The organism is Paenibacillus sp. IHBB 3054, assembly GCF_051594305.1.
In the GTDB taxonomy this organism is placed as follows: Bacteria; Bacillota; Bacilli; order Paenibacillales; family Paenibacillaceae; genus Paenibacillus_AQ.
Window position 1 is genome coordinate 47,999 of sequence record NZ_JBOFBG010000023.1, and the last position, 21,958, is coordinate 69,956.

The window sequence follows — 21,958 nt, forward strand, 5'->3', positions numbered from 1 at the left end:
GAGGTGAGCTATTATGCCGGAATTGCCGGAAGTAGAAACAGTCAGAAGAACACTTAATGAATTAATTAAAGGCAAGCAGATACAGAATGTCACCGTCCGGCTGCCGCGGATTATCCAGCGTCCGGACGATACTCAGGCTTTTGCCCATATGCTGGCAGGCCATAGCGTGGTTCATGTGGAGCGCAGAGGCAAGTTTCTGCGTTTTGTATTTGACGGTTTGGTAATGGTCTCCCATCTGCGGATGGAGGGCCGGTACGGTCTTTTCCAGGGAGATGAGCCGCTGGACAAGCATACGCATGTCATCTTCCATTTCACCGACGGCACCGAGCTGCGTTATACGGATGTGCGTCAGTTTGGTACCATGCATTTATTCCAGCCGGGCGAGGATCTTCTCCTTAAGCCGCTGAGCAAGCTGGGGCAGGAACCGCTTGATTCTTCCTTTACAGTGGAGAGATTCAAGGAAATTGTCTCCGGCAAAAATACCAAAATCAAGCCGCTGCTGCTGAATCAGGAATATGTGGTCGGCATCGGCAATATTTATGTAGATGAGGCGCTGCACCGCGCCGGTATTCACCCGGAGGTGAGCGCGAAGGCGCTTACGGAAGAGCAGTTGAACAAGCTGCATCATGCGATTGTGGCAACGCTGACTGAGGCGGTGAATGCCGGGGGTTCCTCTGTGAAGTCGTATGTCAATGGCCAGGGAGAAAGCGGCAGCTACCAGCAGCAATTGCTCATTTACGGACGCAAGGACCAGCCCTGTGCCACCTGCGGCACTCTCATCGAGAAGAGTGTTGTAGGCGGCCGGGGCACTCATATTTGCCCAAGCTGCCAGCCTTTGGCTGCGGCAGTTAAGTAGGGCATCGCACTAGAGCAAGAGATGATTTACAGGCATTATACACCTCTGCTGTTCATGCTGCTGCAAAAGTAAGGCACCGACAGTTTGTCCCGCCCATATACTGTGTGAAGAATGCTCAATAAAGCGAACGGAGCCCGCGGAACGTTCCGCACGGGCTGCCGGTTCTTCACGGGAGGGATTGCGGGTGCTCAGCCCCTTGTTTTCATTGCTGCTGCTGGCTTTTGCCCTGAGCTTGGACGGTTTTGGTGTAGGCATTACATATGGACTCCGCAAAATGAAAATACCGTTGCTCTCCATTATGATTATCTCGCTTTGCTCGGGGATAGTCATTTGTGTCTCTATGCAGGTCGGTGTGCTGCTGGCGAAGGTGATTTCACCGCAGGCCGCTTCAAGCATCGGCGCGATTATTCTGGTCCTGATGGGCTGCTGGTCCCTCGTCCAGATGCTGATCCAGAAGGAGAAGGAGCACAGTCCGGGAGGACGGGAGACAGGAGCGGTACTGCTGTCGGGTGTAGCTTCCAAGGGGGAGGCTGCAACTGCTGACCTTGCAGATACGACTGCGGATTCTGTGAGTGAGATCGAAAAAGACGCGCAGAAGGCGGCAGTCTTTTCACTGGAGCTCCGCCATCTCGGGGTGGTCATCCAGATTCTCCGTACGCCGTCTTCGGCCGATATGGACGCCTCCGGGAGCATTTCCTCCATGGAAGCAATGCTGCTCGGAATAGCACTGTCGCTGGATGCTTTCGGAGCGGGTCTTGGGGCTGCACTGCTGGGATTCAGTCCGGTATCCACCTCGCTTATGATCGCCTTGTTCAGCGGAACCTTTCTGCTGCTGGGCATGAGAACAGGTCTTAAGCTGTCTGGACGTTACTGGATGAAGCATGCTGCTGTACTGCCTGCGTTAATGTTAATTGCAATGGGAATAATGAAGCTATTATGAGGTGAGTACATGATTATGGGCTTAACCGGAGGCATTGCTTCCGGAAAAAGCACCGTGTCCGCACTGTTTGTGGAAAAGGGAGCAAGACTCGTGGACGCTGATGCCATCGCCAGAGAAGTCATGCTCCCGGGACATCCGGTGCTGGCTGCAGCTGTGCTGCATTTTGGAGAAGGAATCTTGCTGCCGGATGGAACACTGAACCGAACCAAGCTTGGGGAGATCGTTTTTCATGATCCGGAAGCCCGGCAGGTGCTGAATCAGTTGACGCATCCGGCGATTCGCCAGGAAATCAAAAACCGTATGAACACAATGGAACAAGAAGACCCGCAGCGGTTGACTATTGTAGATATCCCTCTGCTGTATGAATCGGAGCTGGACAATCTTTTTGGGCAAATTGTGGTCGTCTATGTTCCCCGGGAGGTCCAGTTGGACCGGCTGATGGAGCGCAACAAGCTGTCTATGGAGCAGGCCCAAGGAAGACTGGATGCCCAGCTGGATATTGAACTGAAGCGCAGCAGAGCGGACTATATCATCGACAACAGCGGTACTCTTGCCCAAACTGAGCAGCAGGTTGCCGTATTGTGGGACAGGCTGGGCCTATGATGAAGTGGCTGCGTAAAAAAAGAGTGCTGCTCCTGTTATTCGTTGGATTCACTGCAATCCTGTTCTTGAGTACCAACTGGATGTCCTGGTTTTATCCGATTTATTATAAAGCAGAAATTCGTGAGCACAGCATCACCTACGATATGGACCCGTTCCTTGTGGCGGCCATCATCCGGGTGGAAACGAACTATAAGACCGGCCGGGAGTCCAAAAAAGGCGCACTGGGACTCATGCAGCTGATGCCGGATACGGCGAAGTGGGCGCTTGAAAAGGCCAAGCTTCCGGATGTCTCGCTGCAACAATTGAAGAGGGAGCCATCGGCCAACATTGAGCTTGGAACCTGGTATTTGTCATCGCTTTCCCGCCAGTTTGATGGCAACCGTACCGCTGTGATCGCAGCCTATAACGCAGGCCCCGGGAAAGTGAAGAGCTGGCTGGAAAAGGGCAATTGGGACGGTACAGCGGCTTCCGTGAAGGATATCCCGTTTGGCGAGACCCGGCATTATGTGCAGCGAGTCATTTATTACTACGACCAGTACACGGAGATTTACAGCGAGTTCTAAGGGAGAATACTGTATTTGTACGAAAAAAGAAGCATTAAACAGCCTTGTGGGCCGTTTAATACTTCTTTAGGCAAGCTTATGGGGACAGGTTATTTGTATTGACCTGCCAGTGATTGCTCAGCCAGGGTTACAAGACGTTTAGTGATGTAACCACCGATCGAACCGTTTTCGTAAGAAGTTTTATTGCCTTGGTATCCATCTGGGGAGAGCGTGATACCTAGTTCTTGGGCAACTTCATATTTCAGTTGTTCCAAGGCACCGCGTGAATTTGGAGCTACCAGGTTATTGGAGCTGTTGTTTTGGCTCATTGCTGTTCACCTCCTATCGGTTGGTAACTGTATTATGTGCCGGACATGGCATATTCATAACATCAAATAAACGGTGTTTTCTGGAAATAAAATCAGCTTACTGGTAGCCGGCGTATTGCCGGACCGGAAAGCGACCATTAATGCAAAAGGAAGTGACTTAAGGCTTATGAAATGCCCTTACTGCGATCACACGAATACGAAAGTGCTTGACTCGCGTCCGGCCAACGAGAATAAGTCCATCCGGCGCAGGCGGGAATGTGAGCGCTGCAGCAAGCGGTTTACCACCTTTGAGATGATTGAAGAAACTCCGCTGATCGTGATCAAAAAAGACGGCAGCCGCGAAGAATTCAGCCGCGACAAAATCCTGCGCGGTCTTATCCGTGCCTGCGAGAAACGTCCCGTCTCCGTAGAGCGCCTGGAGTCTATTGTCTCCGAGGTGGAGAAGTCGCTGCGCGGCATCGCCTTAGCCGAAGTGGAGAGCCGTCAGATCGGCGAGCTGGTCATGGAGCAGCTTTACCCTGTCGATGAGGTCGCTTACGTCCGCTTCGCCTCCGTGTACCGCCAGTTCAAGGATATCAACATGTTTATGAAGGAACTGAAGGGACTGCTCTCTAAAAACACCGAGGAGTTTGAGGGGTTGTAGAAGCAATTTGCGCACCCCGAAAAACTTTTTTTGAAAAAGTGTTGACACCGAAGGCGATTTTTTATATTATATAGAAGTCGCCTACGGAACTTAAACATGACGAAGCGATGGGAGCTAACAGCTCAGTCCGGATTTTAGAATACATAGTTGTAGTTCTAAATCAGCCACATGGGGCCATAGCTCAGCTGGGAGAGCGCATCGCTGGCAGCGATGAGGTCAGGGGTTCGATCCCCCTTGGCTCCACCAAATTTCATATGGACTCTTAGCTCAGTTGGTAGAGCAGTAGACTCTTAATCTATTTGTCCAGGGTTCGAGCCCCTGAGAGTCCATCCTAAAGAACGGCAGAAATGCCGTTTTTTTGCTGTTTCCGGAAGCGGGAGGATGAAGCAGAAGTGGGGAACACAGATCTGTTTAAAACTACTGGTCCATTTCTTCTTAGAATAGAACGTTCATTATTTCACAAAACGTTTGTTTAATGAACAGTTGGGACAATCCATTTTTCATACCACTTGTGTCTTTCAACTTTCATATGTGAGGATTCCAAATTATATTTTCTTCACCCTCATTAATAGCTTGTTGATAATAATTAACTTTTTTTCGTAGCAACATAATTTGTTGTGTGACTTCTTGAAGGTAATCTTCTGCCAATAATTGTTGATCTCTTATGATGTTATAGCGTTCTTCCACGGTATCTGATCCCTGTTCGCATAAATCGATGTATCGTTTGATATTCTCAATTGACATACCAGTCATGCGCAGTGCTTTGACGATTTCAACATATTCCACGTCCTTTGAGGAAAAAAGACGTACATTCTGATGATTTCTTGTGATATTTGGAAATAGCTCTTTTTTAGCATAGAACCTTACAGTATGGGGAGATAACCCTGTAAAATTTGCTACCTCATTAATGGTGTACATGATATGCTCCTTTCTCTTGACTGAGAGTAACTCTCAGGTTGTATATTTATCATAACTTATAAATGCTTGATAGAGAAAGGAAAATGATTGGTGGAAAATAAGGTATGGTTTGTTACGGGAGCTTCGACTGGACTAGGGAAAGCCATAGTTTTAGAGCTAATAGCTAAAAAGTGCAAAGTAGTAGCAACATCGCGTAATCCGCTAGACATAGAACATTACCTGCCTGGCGCTCAGGAGAATGACAATCTTTTGGTTTTACCGTTAGACGTCACAAACAGTCAGCACATTAAAAGTGTTGTTGAAGCAACCAAACAAAAGTTTGGCGGAATTGATGTTCTTGTTAATAACGCAGGTTTTGCCTACTTCTCACCTGTTGAAAATGCTGATGATCAGCAAATTGAAAATATGTTTGCTGTGAATTTCTGGGGAGTCAAGCACATGATAGATCATGTGCTACCAATTATGAGAGAGCAAAAGAGCGGAACTATTTTAAATATATCTTCTCTAGGCGGTTTACGTGCATTTGCAGGTTTCGGATACTATCATGCCACTAAGTTCGCTTTAGAAGGCTTTTCCGAAAGTTTAAGTCAAGAAGTTAAGCCTCTAGGAATTAATATTTCCTTGGTAGAACCAGGGGATTTTAACACGGATTTTGCAAGCAGATCTGCAACTGAAAATGTAAATATTATAGAAGCATATCAAGCAACGGCAGGTGAAAATATCAAAAACCTTAGAGAATTATCTGGACATCAGCCGGGAGACCCTAACAAAGCTGCCAAGGTAATATATGATCTGGTGAATCGTGGTGATGTTCCTTTGCGAATTCTTTTAGGGAGTGATGCCTATCAGCGGGCAATGGAAAAGTTAACGGGTATGCAAAAATTATTTTCGACCTACCATGATATAACAATTAGCACCGATTATTAAAAGTAATGGGGGGAGTTCCTAAAGCCATGAATGGCTGGTTGGAATGCCCTCGTTTTTTGAACAGGTAGACGTGAGCGCTTGGTGTGGACACTCCGTGAACGGGACCGGTGTTCCAATCGCTGACATGAACGAGACTGTCAAACGCAATTGTAGCGCCTTCGTTTTTCCCCATTTCTAGTGGTTGCAACGAATTTTAGATATTTAGAAGATACTGCAACGGGTTCTGGGAACCTACAGACCGCCTTATGATGGAAAGCATGTAATCCATAAGGCGGTCTTTGTCTTGTCTTCAGATTATTGCGGGTTCGCTCTGAGGAAGGATAATTAGTCATCAGAAGGATCGGCTTTGAAGCCGGGCATCCAAGACGACGGTCTGCTCTTGTGCAGAGAAGTTAGTGACTACAATCAGCATTTCATCATTTAGGGTCTGCTGATAGTCGAAAACATTGGGATGCTCCTCAAGCAGTAGTCTGTAATCACTGTACTGTAGACAATAACTTCGTACGTTTACGCAGCCGGAAATTCACAGTAGTAGTACCATGAACATTACAACAGCTTGGCTTAAAAACAGCCTCCATCTTTCAAAATGACGCCGTGGAGCGAATTCCAGAATATAGGGACATCGGATTCGGTGTTGTATTGGCCAGGAATTAGTCCTTGTTCTTGCGCGTTGCTGATCATGGTTAATCATTGCCTCATGGCCGTTACAGTACGGCGTATGCTTCTTCGTCGAGCTTGTGGAGATTTTCAGTATTTTGCATGCGAGCTTCTTGGTAGGTTTTCAACTTTCGTGTGTTCGTATTGTAGGAGGCATCTTAGCAGGAAATGTATACAGTTGATCCTTAACTTGTCTATAAAACGATGGAGGCTCAAAGATCATATTGACTTTCTAAAATCGAGTGGGTACAATGATACCATTAGGAAACGTCGTTACCATAGATGCGAGATACTTAACTTTCATAAGAATCGAAAAATACTTCTGAGCATTGGTAACGATGTTTCTATATTGCAACACGGTAATCTGATCTTACAGGGAGGACAATACGATGAAAGCTATACAACTGACAAACGGCTTCGGCTTTGAGGAATTAACCATGACGGAACTCGACAAACCAACGCCAGGCCCTAAGGAGGTGCTGATCCGCATGAGGGCAGCTTCTCTCAATTATCGGGATTTAGTGGTCCTCAGCGGATTAATGCCGATCGAAGTCAAATTCCCCTTCATTCCATTATCAGACGGAGCGGGAGAAATTGTAGCCATTGGACAAGGCGTAACTAGGTTTCAGGTCGGACAACGAGTAGCAGGTAATTTTCAACAGCGTTTTATTGGCGGCAGCCCAAGACCAGGGGTGTTAGAAGAAAGCCTGGGAGGTCCGTTGAATGGAGTAGCGGCCGAGTATGTCGTTCTACATGAAGAAGGAGTCGTCCCTATTCCCGATCACCTCACTTATGAGGAGGCCTCCACCCTGCCGATCGCGGCATTAACCGCATGGAGTATGCTAATCGAATATGGTGGTTTGCAAGCGGGTGATACTGTGCTGCTGCAAGGAACAGGCGGTGTCTCCATCTTCGGTCTTCAATTCTCGCTTATGACCGGAGCACGAGTCATCATTACGTCGAGCAGCAACGACAAGCTGGAACGAGCAAAAGCTCTTGGTGCATGGCAAACGATCAACTATTCGGAGGTTCCTGATTGGGATAAGGCAGCGTTAGAGCTGACTGGCGGCGTCGAGCATGTTCTGGATGTTGGAGGAGCGGCAACGATGGGGAAATCCATAAATGCACTTCGCACTGGAGGGACCGTGAGTATGGTCGGGTTCTTATCGGGCTTGACCATTCCGGAATACGATGTCTCCAGCATCTTGCACAAAGCCGCAACGGTTCGCGGCAGTCAAGTCGGCAACCGGGATCACTTTGAAAAGATGAATCGGGCGATTGCCCATCATCGTTTACATCCCGTCATCGACCGCGTATTCCCTCTAGAACGAATTGGAGAAGCTATCGCGCTCTTGGCTGAAGGAAAGCAATATTTTGGTAAAATCGTAGTCCAAATCTAAAATCTCTCAAAAATGATACAGGAGGCGCTCTAATGCCCAATAAACCAGTTAACTCCGTTAAACCTACTGAAGGCGTGAATCGTCCTAAACGCTCACTGCGTGCTAGGATATCCAGATGGGTTCTATCACTGCTCGCGGTGCTCGTTGTAGGATTACTCGTTTTCTTACTTTATCCTTCACCGGTCAAACCGGCAAAATGGTCCGCACCGACGGCTCCCTCTTTTGAGGAAGCGGGTCCGTGGCAACAGAACAACAAACTCAGTTCGGCTCAGCTAGTTACTGATGCCCCTCAATTCCCGGAATTCATTACATTCGATAAAGAAGGCCAGCTATATACAGGAGATTCAGACGGGAAAATTTACAGGGTTCCTTTCGATGCAGAGGGAAATCCGCAAAAAGCCCAACTGTTTGCAGACACCAAAGGAACGCCTAATGGGCTTAAATTCGATGCCAAAGGCGATTTGATCGTTACGGATGTCCAGAGGGGACTGCTGTCTATAAACCCATCCGGGAGCATAGAGGTATTGGCCGATCAAGTGGACGGCAAGCCGATCTATTTAGCTAATGAGCTTGATATTGCCAAGGACGGCTCCATTTATTTCTCCGATACTTCTAATTATGGTAAAGTGACCTTCAAGGAAATGGCCGAGAACAAGCCGCATGGACGTTTGCTGAAGTACGATCCAATGACCAAGAAGACGACCGTTCTGTTAGAAGGCCTCTATTTTGCAAACGGGGTTGCCTTGTCTGCGGATGAAGATTTTGTTCTTGTGGCAGAATCGTATCATTATCAGTTGACCAGATACTGGCTCAAAGGACCGAAGAAGGATACATCGGATATTTTCGCAGACAATCTCGCAGGCTTTCCAGACAACATTACGCGTGATGACCAAGGTCATTTCTGGGTCGGTATCTTCACGACTCGTCTTTCTTTTGTAGATCAGATGCATAGCAACCCTTGGCTGGCCAGTACCATGGCCAAAGTGCCGCAGTCGCTGCTTAACGGCGCAAGTGCACCGGCGAAGCATGGGCTTGCTGCGGAGTTCAGTCCGCAGGGAGAACTTATCGGAAGCTGGCATGATCCGGAAGGCAAACTGTATGGTGTAACTACGGCCGCAAGCCATAATGGTTATTTATATATTGGAACGGCACCTGGAGGCAGCAAGGGTGTTCATCGTGTGCTTTTAACAAAATAAGGTTGGAATCTGGGAGGGTGCAAAATGAATCTGGATGATTTGGAGCTATCTTGGAATGAGAAGGAGAGTCTGACCGGTAAAGTGGCCTTGGTGACAGGCGCCAGCAGCGGAATCGGGGCATCGATCGCCAGGAAACTGGTAAAACGCGGCGCCCATGTGACTGTAGTGGCACGTCGGCAGGATCGATTGGATGAGCTGGTTCAGGAATTGCATAAAGAGGGATTATACGAGGTTATGGCGGTACCTGCTGATATTCAAAAGGCTGAAGAAGTACAGCATGTGGTCAATGAAACGATTAACCGCTGGGGCCGTCTCGATATTATAGTTGCCAATGCCGGATTCGGGTATCGAAGTCCATTGGTAGAAGTGGATCTGGAAAGATGGGAGGAGCTGTACAAGACGAATGTACACGGTCTAATGTTGACGCTGCACTACGGTCTTCCGCCAATGCTGGGTCAGGGGAAGGGAGATGTCATCATCATCTCCTCCATTGCAGGCAAGGAAGTGATTGCCGGAGGAGGTCCATACAGCGCTACCAAATACGGCGTTAACGCCATAGCGTCTGCATTACGTTTGGAGACAATCGATCAGGGGATTCGCGTTACGACGATTCTGCCCGGGGCGGTGGCAACGGAGTTTTCTCAGGTGGCCGGGTATTCCGAGGATGAAATACGGGCGTTTGCTTCGAAAGTTCTGCCGTTACATCCCGATGATGTTGCAGAGGCGGCACTTTATGCATTGGAGCAGCCTGAGCATGTCAGCATTCCGGAACTAACCATTATGCCTTCAAGGCAAGCCCAGCGGTTCAAATAAAACGATGTCCAAATAGTAACAAAAGATCCGTCCAAGATTTGGCAACGGATCTTTTGTTTTTCCTAAGGCAAGAGCGAACCCCTTATATCTAACTGGATGGCCCTGCCGGTTGGTTATGGTGTCATCCTCATTTGCATTCATCTCTTGGCGGAACGTGACGCTTATATTCCTACTCATATGCACTGAGATATCTTCAGTATTATGTACAAAATAACCAATTACTAGATGGAATATACTAAATACTATAGCGTAAGCATCATTAAGTTAGTGAACGTATGTCGTAATATTATATATAATTTGTCGTATTTTCCTATTAAAAAAAGCGACTCAGATATGTTACCTTATAGTGGGATGTCAGAATACTATATGTTGGAGGTTGTGGCAAATGAGCATTGGCATTGGTTTAGTCAGCTTTTGGCATGTACATGCTTGGGACTATGTTAAGCAGGCGCAGGAGCATGAAGATACGTTTATCGCTGCAGTATGGGACGAAGACGCGATAAGAGGACAAGAGGCTGCTGAATCGTTGAAGGTTCCTTACTTCGAGTCGCTCGATGATATGCTGGCTCAGGAAGATGTTAACGCTGTCATCGTGGATGCGCCGACAAACATTCATAAGGATGTAATAGTGGCCGCCGCCAAAGCAGGCAAACATATCTTTACCGAGAAGGTTATCGCTCCAACAGTGCAGGAAGTCGATGATATTATTACCGAGGTAAATCGGAATCAAGTGAAAATTACCGTATCCTTGCCGCGATTGAACGACGGATACACTTTGTCCATTATGGAGTTGATTAGCAGGGGTCTGCTGGGGGAGATAACGTATGTCAGAGTTCGCTTATCCCACAATGGGGCCATTGCCGGTTGGCTGCCTGAGCACTTTTATAATAAGGAACAATGCTCAGGGGGTGCTTTGATCGACTTGGGATGCCATCCTATGTATTTAACCCGCCTATTTTTAGGTCAGGATGTGACTGGTGTAAGTGCCAATTTTGGACATATCACAGGGAAAGACGTGGAGGACAATGCAGTAGCAACCCTGTTTACAACTTCGGGGGCGATCGGTGTGGTAGAGGCCGGATTTGTGAACAGCCATTCGCCGTTTACCATCGAGGTTCACGGAACAGAAGGAACCCTGCTTTTCGGAACGCCGGAGGATAAATTACTTCTAAAGACGAATAAACCTGAGGGTACCTCGAATAGCTGGACGGAGATTCCAATAAAAGATAATCACGACAGTGCCTTTCATCAATGGATCAATCATATACAGAGTGATACTTTTGCTGATAATAATGTTCAGACTGCCATAGAACTGACCAGATTAATGGAAGCTGCAAATCGCTCGGCAAAAGAAGGACGGGTCATCCCGTTAGCAGATGTAAGTGCATGATCTACCAAACGATGTCTCAAAAGTCAGATTTGCTGGAGAGACTCGATATTACAGTTCAATGGGGACATTATGAGATTGTTGTGCTCAGGTTCCATTTAACATCATTCCCAGCCGGAAAAATCATTGATTTCCATAATCATGCAGAGTTTGAGTTTCACTTTATTCCTAAAGGTAAAGGAAAAGTGATTCTCGCTGAGCAGGAGTACCCATTATCGCAGGGTATGCTTTATTTAACGGGGCCGGGTGTGATGCATTACCAGGAGGCTGACCCGGAAGAAGCCATGGACGAACTTTGCCTCCATATTGATATTAGACAGAAAAGCAGAGTTGAAGTGGATCCGTGGGAGGTAGCAGAAGCGGAGGAATGTATCGACAAACTGCGGAAACTCCCCCTCATTCCGATCCATGACCGTCACCATGCCATGAATTGCTTTCTGGAAGCCTATGAAGCTTGTGAGGATAAGTTCACCGGATATTATACAGCCATCAAACAGTTTGTAATCAGTATTTTGTTAAAAACAGCAAGAGCGTATGATCCGGAAGGGGTTAGAGCGGAAGCGCCGGTGCGGGATATGCTGACCTACAGATATGAATACGCCATTCAGTATATCAGGGCTAATTATTCCGGGGCTGTCACGCTGGACAATGTTGCAGAAAAGCTGAATATCAGCTCCAGACAGCTGCAGCGGATTTTTAATAAGGTCAATCCTGATCAATCCTTCTCCCAGATTCTTGAGGATATCCGTTTGGAAGGTGTCTGCCGCAAGCTGTCGGAGGGCAACCAGCCGATTGAACAGATTGCTCAGTCTGAAGGTTTTACGAATGCCAACTATTTGCATAATGTTTTTCGCAAGCGGTTAGGAATAACTCCCGCGACCTATAGAAACGGGAAACATACGATAAAGTGAGGATGATAGATATGAGTAAAGTGTATCGGTTAGGCATAATCGGGTGTGGTGGAATCGCGAACGGGAAGCACCTGCCAAGTTTAAGCAAGCTGAACAATATTGAAATGGTTGCGTTTTGCGATATCGTTCAGGAGCGGGCTGAAGCAGCAGCACAACAATATGGAAGCAAAGACGCAAAAGTCTACACTAATTATCAAACATTACTTAAAGATGGCACACTTGATATTATTCATGTGCTTACTCCCAATGAGTCTCATGCGGAAATCTCTGTCGCTGCGCTGGAAGCCGGCAAGCATGTCATGTGTGAGAAGCCGATGGCCAAGACGGCAGCAGAGGCCAAAAGAATGGTTGATGCAGCCAAGCGAACAGGAAAAAAACTAACAGTAGGCTATAACAACCGCTTCAGAGAGGATAGTCTATTTCTGAAAAAGCTCTGCGAAGCAGGACAATTAGGCCATATTTATTACGCCAAGGCGCATGCCATCAGAAGAAGAGCAGTACCTACCTGGGGCGTTTTTCTTGATGAGGAGAAGCAGGGTGGAGGACCGCTCATCGATATAGGAACCCATGCACTTGATCTGACCTTATGGATGATGGACAATTACCAGCCCAAGGTCGTCTTGGGAACCAAATATCATGAGCTGTCCCAACGGGAGAATGCCGCAAATGCCTGGGGACCCTGGGATCCCGCCAAATTTAAAGTGGAGGATTCGGCGTTTGGAATGATTGTTATGGAGAATGGTGCAACGGTCATGCTGGAATCCAGCTGGGCTCTGAACTCGCTGGAGGTTGATGAGGCAAAATGCAGCTTGAGCGGAACGGAAGCCGGCGCGGATATGAAAGAGGGCCTGCGGATTAACGGAGAACAGCATGGCCGCTTATATAAAAATGAGATTGAGCTGAACGCAGGTGGAGTAGCATTCTATGATGGCACACAGGAAAGTGCGCCTGACCTGGAGATGAGAAAGTGGATTGAAGCGGTTGATCAGGATAAGGAACCGGTCGTAAGACCTGAGCAGGCATATGTAGTTTCCTTGATTTTGGAGGCACTTTATGAATCTGCGCGCACAGGGAAAGCCGTTTACTTCGATTAAAGGAGACGGATCTGTTCAATATTCACGATAGTTTAAATATGGGAATGGCTTGCAATAAGCCTGAACGGAATTTTGGCGCCTTAGTACATGAAGGCGCTTTTTTCCGTTACAATAAATGAAACTTTCACCAAATTGAACAGGGGGCTGAATGGGATGAAAATAGTGGTGGCTGATGATGAACCCAGACACCTTCGAGGAATGGCGAATTTAATCAACAATCTGCGTCCTAACGTTCGAGTCCTGGTTGCAAAAGACGGGTCCAGCGCGTTAGAACTTGTCAGATTGGAACGCCCGGATGTCGTGCTGACGGATATCCGTATGCCCAATATGGACGGGCTTACATTTTTGCAGCAGCTCAAAGAAGAAGAACTTCAAACGAAGGTTGTGATGGTGTCAGCTTATAATCTGTTTGAGTATGCCCAGAATGCCGTTCGCCTTGGTGCATATGACTATCTATTAAAACCTGTAGAGGCAGAGAAGGTAGAAGAGGTATTGCGGCGTATAGAGCAGGAGCTGCTCACAGAATCGATGTTGAACCTGGAAGCAGAGGCGTTGAAGTTACGCCTTCACCATACCTCCTCAGCTTATAGAAACCGCTTATATTTAACCTGGCTAAACGGTAGCTTAACGACTCTCGAGCGGGATGAACTGGATACGTATGATTGGCTGCAGGGTGGCGGTGTGGTTATTTTCTCAGAGCTCAGAATCCGCTCCGGCCGCCATAACAATATTGAAAGCGCTAACTTCCTGCGAAGCCTGGAGCAAGGATGGATGGCAATGGGGGAAGCTGTTACGATTCCTTTGAATGTACTTCTGGAGGATGGATTCCAAGCCGTCACAATTATCCGTAAAGCCACCCTTACCCCGGAGAAAAGAAATGAGATTCGTGCCATCGCTTCCGCTCTATCCTCAGAATGGGAGAATACGGGTCAGCTTACCCACGGAATAGGGCTGGAATGTAAATCATTATTGGAAGAAGCGCCGCAAGCTTACAGGGCAGCCCAAACCGTAAATAAGTTTAACTTTCATGACTGCTGGAAAGGGATTCTGTTTCAGGATGAGCTGCGACTGTCTCAGTATCAAATGACAATTGACGTGGAGAAACTCTTTGAAGCTCTCCAGGGAAATGATGTGGACATAGCTATAGAAATGTGCATTGGAGCGCTCAGAGCGCTATCAGATGATGGGCATACAGAGCCGATTATTTTAAAAGAAAATGCTTCGCTACTGCTTATGAAGGTTAAGAGCAGGATGGGGAAAATCGTTGACCGCCAGCTTGGGGATTTTCTAACAAAAACGATGATTATAAAAATCCAGGCTTGTGGATCTTATACAGAATTGATTGCGCTTGTAGAGGTTACTTTACAGAAGGTTCATTATGCATTACAACAGGTACGGCTGGATAAAAACGAAATTATCGTTACGAGCTGCTTGAGTTGGATTCAGGAAAATCTGAAGGAAGATTTGTCTCTTGAACGAGCAGCCGCACACTTTTCTTTTAATACTTCCTATTTTAGTACATTGATTAAAAACCGTACGGGAAAAACATTCTCCGATCATGTGGCGGAAGCCAGAATGAGGCGGGCTAAATTGCTGCTGTCCGCGAATAAGCTCAGAATATATGAAATCTCCGCAGAGTGTGGTTATCAGGATACCAAATATTTCTGCAGGGTGTTTAAGAAATACAATGGAATCTCACCTGAAGCGTTTAAACACACTTCACTTCTACAGAGGAGAAATGAGGAATGAAGATGACATTTCGATCCCGATTGTTTGTCAGCTATATCTTTCTGATCGGAATTCCACTCCTCATTTTGGGGTCTCTTTTCTATCGAACCAGCCTGCAGGTCGTGACGGAGCAAGCGCAGAAAAATGTATATGAGATTGTCAAAAAAAATAATGAGATTATGGACACTAAGCTGCAGATCATTGATCAGAATAGCCAAGCAATGTTCATAGATAAGGATTTATTCAAAATTTTTAACCAAATGGATCCCCATAACGAAGTAGAGCTGTTTGAAGCAGACCGTCAGTTAACCGCCGTACTAAGTAAATATTTTTCCAACAATGAGGATGTGTATGCTTACCAGTTGTGGACTTCCTATTTTACTTTCGGCCAGTTGCTGCCGCAAGGAGATCCTACACAATCGGATATATACCGCAAGGCACAGCAGGCAGGCGGGAAGTTGGTATGGTACCCTACATATGATTTTGTTGATATGTTTAATCAGCCCTACTTAGAGTCAGGCAATCTGGATTTCCGCCATTTATTTTCTGCGACCAGACTGCTTGATTTCTCTCTGCTGAACAATACGACACTCGAGAAGATGGATGCTCAGGTGGAACGACCCATTTTAGCAATAAGCTTTAAAGCGGAAGCTTTGAAATCTCTATATGACGAAAGTATCCCCGAAGGCTCGGATTTCCTGGTGCTGGATGAGGATCAAAAAGTCGTTGCAAGCAGTGAACCAGGGAAAATCACACAAACCTTCTCGGACTCATGGGTAGAGGAACTGCAGCAGGAAAGCAGCGGTGCGCGAAGTATGACACTGGAGGGCAAAGCCGTAATCGTCTGCTTCGATCGTTCGGAAGTGACGGGATGGATATCCATTGTATGGATGCCGGAGTCCTCACTGGTTGGCAGTTTGTTGCAAAGCATCGAGACATCTATTATCCTCCTCGCCGCGATTATGGGGCTTGTGGCGCTCATTTGTGCTTTTTTTATCGCAGGCAGGATTACCAAGCCCATTAAGAAGCTGCTGGCTGCCATGAGATCCGTAGGTGGAGGGGATTTTCAAAAGCAAGTTGATGTTGGAACAAATGATGAGTTTGGCATACTTCTTCAGCGCTTTAATAAGATGAACGACCGGATTCGGCTATTGGTAATAGAAAATTACGAAATTAAATTAAAAGAACAGGAAGCCGAGATTCTAGCGCTGAGTATGCAAATGAATCCTCACTTTCTGTATAATACGCTCAACGTAATGAACTGGACGGCTATTGAAAACAATCAGAAGGAATTAAGCAAAATGCTGGTCAATTTATCCAATATGCTGCATTATACTTCACGGAAAGACTGGAGAGCTGTTCATTTGTCGGAGGAAATCAAGTGGATGAACAACTACTTCTATATTATGTCCGTTCGTTTCGAGGACAAGTTCACTGTACATTATGAGATTGAACCGAAGCTTTACGAGTACAAAATGCCCAGACTTCTATTTCAACCCTTTGTTGAAAACGCTATCATGCATGGCTTCGATCAGATAGAAGCAGGTGGGGTGATCAGCATCCGTGGCTGGATCGACAGCGGAAAACGCTATTATGTCATTGAAGATAATGGCAGAGGCATGAGTAATGACACTATCGATGAGATTTTATACAAGGAATCCACTTCGATAGGCATTAAGAATACCATTGCACGTATTCAAATGACTTATGGCGACAGCTATGGTGTGTCCATTAACTCCTTGCCGGGGAGAGGTACCATAATAGTGATCACCTTACCACTGAATACCTAATAATAATCCACCAATCCAAAAAGGTTCGGGTTATGTAAGCGCTATTACAGACCTTATAATTTAAGCATCATAGACTGCAGCTATGAACCAAGTGGGATTGAAATTGAGAGGGGTTCAAGATATGACACGACAAAGGAAATCGCTATTTGTGCTGATGGCTCTGTTGTTGATGCTGGTTACCATTTTATCTGCCTGCTCGAAATCCGGTACCGGCAGCAAAAATAACACGTCACCCTCAGCATCCGGCGATGGAGCATCCAGCGATGCCGCATCAAAAGCTCCCGTTACGCTGCGCATTTCGGAATGGGGTTCACCCGATGAAGTTGCTGCTTACAAGGTAGCGATTAAGAAGTTTGAAGCGAAATTTCCAAATGTCAAAGTTGATCTTCAGCATATTGCAACAGATTATGATACGAAGCTGACAACAATGGTAGCAGGGAATGATGTGCCTGATATTGCCATGATGGAGTCTGGTACCATTGCTTTTCCATTAGCAGAACAGGGTAAATTCTATAACCTTCAGGAATTTATGGACTCAGACCCGGATATCAGCATAGACAAACTGGTACCCAATATTATGTATTCTCTTGAGCCTGGTAATGTGATCGGCATAGGCCCAGGTCCGGAATCCTTTGGTCTTTTTTATAACGAAGATATCTTTAAGGAAGCGGGGATTTCACCTCCGCCTGCTAAAGCCTCGGAAGCATGGACATGGGATGAATTTGTAGATGTTGCTAAACAACTGACTGTGGATACGAAAGGCAGAACGGCAAAGGATGCTGATTTTGATTCTAAAAATATAAAGCAATATGGTGTTAATGCTTCCACTTGGTGGGGAGTCTACAGCAACTTTATATACTCCAACGGCGGGGATTTTATCTCGGAGGATGGGAAGACGTTTGCGCTTAACCAGCCGGAAGCCGTCGAGGCGTTGCAGAAGGTGTCTGATTTAATGAATATACACCATGTTTCGCCATCACCCGTGCAAGCCAAAAATATACCGGCGACGAATGTAGCGCTTCAAACCAAAAAGGTAGCGATGGCTATAGATGGGCAATGGGCAAGCGCAGCCTTGGCGCAATCGAAGTTTAACTTTAATGTAGGGGTACTGCCAGTCCTGAAAGAGCCAGTAACTACCGTTGTTGCGGGAATGTTCTCTATCTTTAAGTCAACCAAACATCCGCAGGAGGCTTGGGAGTTGTTGAAGGCGTTGCTTGATCCAGAGTCTTCTATTGATATGATCACTGCAGGCACATGGATGCCATCCTACAAGGATTGGTATACGGACCCGGCATTGCTGGCTAAATGGACGGAGAACCTGGATGCAAGACCTTCGGCTTATAAAGAAGCTATTATAGATGTGCTATTGACGAAAAGTCATCAGACACCAACGGGGTATGTGAAAAATTTCAATAAAATAATGGATATCGTGAATCCGGCCTTGGATAAAGTATGGCTTGGTCAACAGACCGCGCAAGAAGCAATGGATTCCATAGCGCCGAAAGCCCAAGAACAAGTTCAAGGGCGCCGGGATATCGCACAATAATCGAAGGGACGGCGTTCTGATTATAGATCGTCGTCTTCTTACTAGAACTTCAAGATTGGAGGCAACTATGCGAAAGGGACTGTTTTACGGACTATTATTTACGTCTCCGGCTATACTCGGGTTTATTATTTTTACCCTTGGTCCCATGATTGCAAGTCTGGTGCTTAGTTTGACGGACTATAACGTATTTAAGGAGCAAACTTCCTTTATTGGCTTTCAGAATTATTCGAGAATGTTCTCAGGTGAAGATGAGCTGTTCTTCAAATCGTTAGGGGTTACTTTCTATTTCGTTATTCTTCGGGTGCCAGCCGTTATTATTCTTTCTTTTTGTATTGCCTTGCTGCTGAATATGAACGTTCGGGGCAGAGCCATATTTCGGACGATTATCTATCTTCCCAGCATTGTGCCAGCCGTGGCATCGGCGATGATCTGGATGTGGCTGCTGAATCCCGACCTGGGACTGATCAATTCCGTACTCAGTTGGCTTCATTTACCAACCAGTAACTGGTTATATGCGGAGAATAGTGTTATCCCGTCTGTTGTACTTACAACATTATGGGGGATTGGAAGTACGGTGATTATTTTTCTGGCAGGTCTATCAGGTATTTCCAAACAGTATTACGAAGCGATTGATGTGGATGGTGGAGGCTGGTACAGCAAGCTGCGCCATATTACGATTCCAATGGTTACACCGACGATATTTTTTAATACCATCATGACCATTATCGGATCCTTCCAGGTATTTAACGAAGCTTATATTTTAACTGAAGGTGGACCGAATAACCAAAGCTTGTTCTATGTATTTTACCTCTGGCGTACAGGCTTTAGAGATACCGAAATGGGGTATGCCTCCGCTCTGGCCTGGATCCTGTTCATCGTCATCATGTTCTTTACGTTTATTGTATTCAAAACCTCGAAGTCATGGGTGTATTACGAAGGAGGGGAGCGTACTTGAGACAATCAAAGGTTTCCCTTGGATCTGGTTATGCAGCGCTTATATTCATCTCCCTTTTGTTTATTGTACCGTTCGTCTGGTTAATCCGCAGCTCACTCATGGATTTATCGCAAATATTTACGATGCCGCCGGAATGGATTCCGAGGCCGTTTCATTGGGATAATTTCCATAAAGCCCTTACTGTGCTGCCGTTCGATACTTTTTTCACCAACACGATTATTATTGTAGCTAGTGTTCTTGTAGGTACAGTCTTAACGAGCAGCATAGCAGCATTCGGATTTTCACGGATCGTGTGGAAGGGCAGGGACACAGTATTCGCTATTCTAATGACCAGTATGATGCTGCCTGCTGCCGTAACAATCATTCCAAGCTTTCTTGGCTGGAAAATGTTTGGTTTCTACGATACGTATTATCCATTAATCGTGCCTGCTTATTTCGGTGGGGGGATTTTCAACATTTTTTTATTGCGCCAGTTTTACTTGACGATTCCACGGGACTTTGATGAAGCGGCATTCGTGGATGGAGCTACCTATTTACAAATATACATGAGAATTATACTTCCACTAAGCCGTTCGGCGGTTATCGTAGTTGCACTGTTCAGCTTCCTGGCTTCCTGGAATGATTTCATGGGCCCCCTGATTTATTTAAAAAGTGATCATCTCTTTACCTTGGCGCTTGGGCTGCAAATGTTTCAAGGTTCGTACACTGCGCAGTGGGATTTGCTTATGGCGGCTTCAGCAGCAGTTGTCTTGCCTTGTGTAATCGTATTTCTAATCGGACAACGATATTTCCTTGAGGGGATTACATTATCAGGCCTGAAGGGGTAATGACAGGAAAGTGAGGATACCTCATAATGACAAAAATTAAAACACATCTAAGTAATTGGCAGGGTGTGCCGTTCACGAATGTAATCATTGAGGATGTTTTCTGGCGTCCACGTCTGGAGGTGTTGAAAAAGGTTACGCTGCCTGCCTGCCTCACGAAATGTGAGGAGACAGGGCGTATATCGAATTTCGCCAAAGCGGGAGGATTAATAGAAGGGACTTTTGAAGGCATTTATTTCAATGATTCCGATGTCTATAAGGTCATCGAAGGTATTGCCTATTCGCTTATGTCGGAGCCGGACCCGGAGCTGGAAGCGCAAGCGGACCGGATTATTGACCTTATAGCCTCAGCCCAGGAATCGGACGGTTATTTGAGCACTTATTATACGCTTGAAGCACCCGAGTCCAAATGGACGGATATGGAGAAGCATGAGATGTACAATGGAGGGCATTTAATCGAGGCAGCGGTTGCTTATTTTGAGGCAACCGGCAAGCGTATGCTTCTTGATGTCGCTTGCAAACTGGCGGATCATTATGACGATCTGTTTGGTCCAGGCAAACGCCATTGGGTGGAAGGCCATGAGGAAATTGAGCTTGCTCTTGTGAAGCTCTACCGTGTTACCCGGGAACAACGATATTGGAAGCTCTCCTTATGGTTGCTTGAGGAACGTGGACATGGACATGGATTTGGAGAAATATGGGACACTAAGGAGTGGGGACCTGCGTATTGCCAAGACGATGTTCCGGTCAGAGACATAGAGCGGGTGACTGGTCATGCTGTTCGGGCGATGTATTTATATACCGCTATGGCGGACGTGGTTCACGTGTCGGGGGATCCTGATTTTGTTGATGCCCTGCATAGGGTATGGTCACATACGGTAGAGCGCAATATGTATGTGACTGGGGGGATCGGTCCATCTCGCCATAATGAAGGATTTACACATGATTATGAGTTGCCGAATGAATCCGCTTATTGTGAGACTTGTGCCGCTATCGCCACGGTTTTCTGGAACCATCGCATGAATCTGTTGTTTGGAGATGCCAAATATGCGGATGTGGTGGAGCGGGAAATGTACAATGGCGCTTTGGCAGGAATATCGTTGACCGGAGACAAGTTTTTCTATGTTAATCCACTGGCTTCGAAGGGCGATCACCACCGGGTGCCTTGGTTTGACACCTCATGCTGCCCGACTAATTTGGCACGGTTCCTCCCGTCCATTGGTCAATATTCATATGCTCAGACCGATCAGGGCATTGCAGTCAATCAATATATGAATGGTGAAGCAGAGATCGTAATGGAGAGTGGGCTGGGCGTTAAGCTCAAGCAAACCACTCAATATCCTTGGAACGGTAAAATTGAGCTTGCGGTAGAAGCGGATAAAAGTGATTTTTTCAGCATTTATTTGCGGATACCTGGCTGGTGCAGGGGTTATAAGGTTAAGGTTGGAGGTAAATTCTTGCCGGGAGTCGAGGCGTTGACTAAGCGGGGTTATATCGCTATTCATCGAGCTTGGTCACAGAACGATACGATTGAACTTGAACTGGATATGCCTGTAGAAATTATTCAGGCGAGGCCGGAAGTGCTGGAGAATCAAGGCCGGATTGCCATTCAGCGAGGTCCTATCGTGTATTGCCTGGAGCAGTTGGATAATTCCCCGCTTTCCTATGATGAGTATTCATTTTCTGCCCATGAGACGTTGCTGGTGGATCATCAACCGGAACTGCTCGGCGGCGTTACCGTTCTGAAAGGCAAGAATGGGGAAGGTAGACCTTGTCAATTCATCCCTTATTATGCCTGGGACAACAGGGAATCAGGATACATGCAGGTTTGGATACGGAAAGCGGAAGATAAAGGGCTGTATAGCTTTTAAGAGAAAAAGGAGTTGATCTTCATTGAAG

20 protein-coding genes and 2 tRNA genes are annotated in these 21,958 nt (G+C 46.5%); 20 read left to right on the forward strand and 2 right to left on the reverse strand.

What is annotated here, in order from left to right:
* The first annotated feature begins 13 nt into the window (after positions 1–13).
* From mutM to ACQ76X_RS22420, 4 genes are all read left to right on the forward strand, one after another.
* Positions 14–856 carry a DNA-formamidopyrimidine glycosylase gene (mutM, locus tag ACQ76X_RS22405; RefSeq protein WP_438495982.1) on the forward strand — a complete coding sequence of 281 codons (843 nt, stop codon included), beginning with the start codon at positions 14–16 and terminating at the stop codon, positions 854–856.
* Positions 857–1,040: 184 nt separating this feature from the next.
* Positions 1,041–1,796 carry a manganese efflux pump gene (locus ACQ76X_RS22410; protein WP_438495983.1) on the forward strand — a complete coding sequence of 252 codons (756 nt, stop codon included), beginning with the start codon at positions 1,041–1,043 and terminating at the stop codon, positions 1,794–1,796.
* Between the two features lie 9 nt (positions 1,797–1,805).
* The gene (gene coaE / locus ACQ76X_RS22415; protein WP_438495984.1) at positions 1,806–2,399 is read left to right on the forward strand and encodes a dephospho-CoA kinase; all 594 of its coding nucleotides are present in this window, start codon (positions 1,806–1,808) and stop codon (positions 2,397–2,399) included.
* Positions 2,399–2,962, forward strand: a complete 564-nt coding sequence (locus ACQ76X_RS22420) for a lytic transglycosylase domain-containing protein (RefSeq protein WP_340899886.1) — start codon at positions 2,399–2,401, stop codon at positions 2,960–2,962. The genes coaE and ACQ76X_RS22420 overlap by 1 nt, the downstream gene beginning before the upstream one ends.
* A gap of 89 nt (positions 2,963–3,051) precedes the next feature.
* On the opposite strand, the gene ACQ76X_RS22425 is transcribed toward ACQ76X_RS22420, so the two are convergent.
* Positions 3,052–3,270, reverse strand: a complete 219-nt coding sequence (locus ACQ76X_RS22425) for an alpha/beta-type small acid-soluble spore protein (RefSeq protein WP_038588982.1) — start codon at positions 3,268–3,270, stop codon at positions 3,052–3,054.
* Positions 3,271–3,436: 166 nt separating this feature from the next.
* Here ACQ76X_RS22425 and nrdR point away from each other — a divergent pair, with 166 nt between their 5' ends.
* The 3 genes from nrdR (at position 3,437) to ACQ76X_RS22440 (ending at position 4,242) form a co-directional block, all read left to right on the forward strand.
* Entirely contained in the window at positions 3,437–3,913 is a 477-nt protein-coding gene (gene nrdR, locus ACQ76X_RS22430; RefSeq protein WP_038599232.1) for a transcriptional regulator NrdR, read from the forward strand.
* Between the two features lie 170 nt (positions 3,914–4,083).
* A tRNA-Ala gene (locus ACQ76X_RS22435) sits at positions 4,084–4,159 on the forward strand.
* A 10-nt stretch (positions 4,160–4,169) separates the two neighbouring features.
* Positions 4,170–4,242, forward strand: a tRNA-Lys gene (locus ACQ76X_RS22440).
* A 196-nt stretch (positions 4,243–4,438) separates the two neighbouring features.
* On the opposite strand, the gene ACQ76X_RS22445 is transcribed toward ACQ76X_RS22440, so the two are convergent.
* A complete protein-coding gene (locus ACQ76X_RS22445; RefSeq protein WP_438495985.1) occupies positions 4,439–4,831 on the reverse strand; it encodes a MerR family transcriptional regulator in 393 nt (130 codons plus the stop codon).
* 90 nt (positions 4,832–4,921) lie between these two features.
* On the opposite strand from ACQ76X_RS22445, the gene ACQ76X_RS22450 reads away from it, so the two are divergent.
* The 13 genes from ACQ76X_RS22450 (at position 4,922) to ACQ76X_RS22510 (ending at position 21,930) form a co-directional block, all read left to right on the forward strand.
* Positions 4,922–5,758, forward strand: coding sequence for an oxidoreductase (locus ACQ76X_RS22450; RefSeq protein WP_438495986.1), 837 nt, complete (start codon positions 4,922–4,924; stop codon positions 5,756–5,758).
* 1,046 nt (positions 5,759–6,804) lie between these two features.
* On the forward strand, positions 6,805–7,815 hold the full coding sequence (locus ACQ76X_RS22455; RefSeq protein ID WP_438495987.1) for a zinc-dependent alcohol dehydrogenase family protein: 1,011 nt from the start codon (positions 6,805–6,807) through the stop codon (positions 7,813–7,815).
* A 32-nt stretch (positions 7,816–7,847) separates the two neighbouring features.
* The gene (locus ACQ76X_RS22460; protein ID WP_438495988.1) at positions 7,848–9,011 is read left to right on the forward strand and encodes an SMP-30/gluconolactonase/LRE family protein; all 1,164 of its coding nucleotides are present in this window, start codon (positions 7,848–7,850) and stop codon (positions 9,009–9,011) included.
* A gap of 24 nt (positions 9,012–9,035) precedes the next feature.
* Positions 9,036–9,824: an SDR family oxidoreductase gene (locus ACQ76X_RS22465; RefSeq protein ID WP_341091487.1), complete on the forward strand. Its 789-nt coding sequence runs from the start codon at positions 9,036–9,038 to the stop codon at positions 9,822–9,824.
* A gap of 385 nt (positions 9,825–10,209) precedes the next feature.
* Complete coding sequence (locus ACQ76X_RS22470; RefSeq protein ID WP_438495989.1) at positions 10,210–11,214, forward strand: Gfo/Idh/MocA family protein; 1,005 nt, start codon at positions 10,210–10,212, stop codon at positions 11,212–11,214.
* A complete protein-coding gene (locus ACQ76X_RS22475; protein WP_438495990.1) occupies positions 11,211–12,122 on the forward strand; it encodes an AraC family transcriptional regulator in 912 nt (303 codons plus the stop codon). Before ACQ76X_RS22470 ends, ACQ76X_RS22475 begins: the two co-directional genes overlap by 4 nt.
* Before the next feature lie 11 nt (positions 12,123–12,133).
* Entirely contained in the window at positions 12,134–13,216 is a 1,083-nt protein-coding gene (locus ACQ76X_RS22480) for a Gfo/Idh/MocA family protein (protein WP_438495991.1), read from the forward strand.
* Between the two features lie 153 nt (positions 13,217–13,369).
* Positions 13,370–14,965, forward strand: coding sequence for a response regulator transcription factor (locus ACQ76X_RS22485; protein WP_438495992.1), 1,596 nt, complete (start codon positions 13,370–13,372; stop codon positions 14,963–14,965).
* Complete coding sequence (locus ACQ76X_RS22490; protein WP_438495993.1) at positions 14,962–16,734, forward strand: cache domain-containing sensor histidine kinase; 1,773 nt, start codon at positions 14,962–14,964, stop codon at positions 16,732–16,734. The genes ACQ76X_RS22485 and ACQ76X_RS22490 overlap by 4 nt, the downstream gene beginning before the upstream one ends.
* 121 nt (positions 16,735–16,855) lie before the next feature.
* Positions 16,856–18,280 carry an ABC transporter substrate-binding protein gene (locus tag ACQ76X_RS22495; RefSeq protein WP_438495994.1) on the forward strand — a complete coding sequence of 475 codons (1,425 nt, stop codon included), beginning with the start codon at positions 16,856–16,858 and terminating at the stop codon, positions 18,278–18,280.
* 67 nt (positions 18,281–18,347) lie between these two features.
* The gene (locus ACQ76X_RS22500) at positions 18,348–19,235 is read left to right on the forward strand and encodes a carbohydrate ABC transporter permease (protein ID WP_438495995.1); all 888 of its coding nucleotides are present in this window, start codon (positions 18,348–18,350) and stop codon (positions 19,233–19,235) included.
* On the forward strand, positions 19,232–20,062 hold the full coding sequence (locus ACQ76X_RS22505; RefSeq protein ID WP_438495996.1) for a carbohydrate ABC transporter permease: 831 nt from the start codon (positions 19,232–19,234) through the stop codon (positions 20,060–20,062). The genes ACQ76X_RS22500 and ACQ76X_RS22505 overlap by 4 nt, the downstream gene beginning before the upstream one ends.
* A gap of 26 nt (positions 20,063–20,088) precedes the next feature.
* Positions 20,089–21,930, forward strand: a complete 1,842-nt coding sequence (locus tag ACQ76X_RS22510) for a glycoside hydrolase family 127 protein (RefSeq protein WP_438495997.1) — start codon at positions 20,089–20,091, stop codon at positions 21,928–21,930.
* The last annotated feature ends 28 nt before the right edge of the window (positions 21,931–21,958 follow it).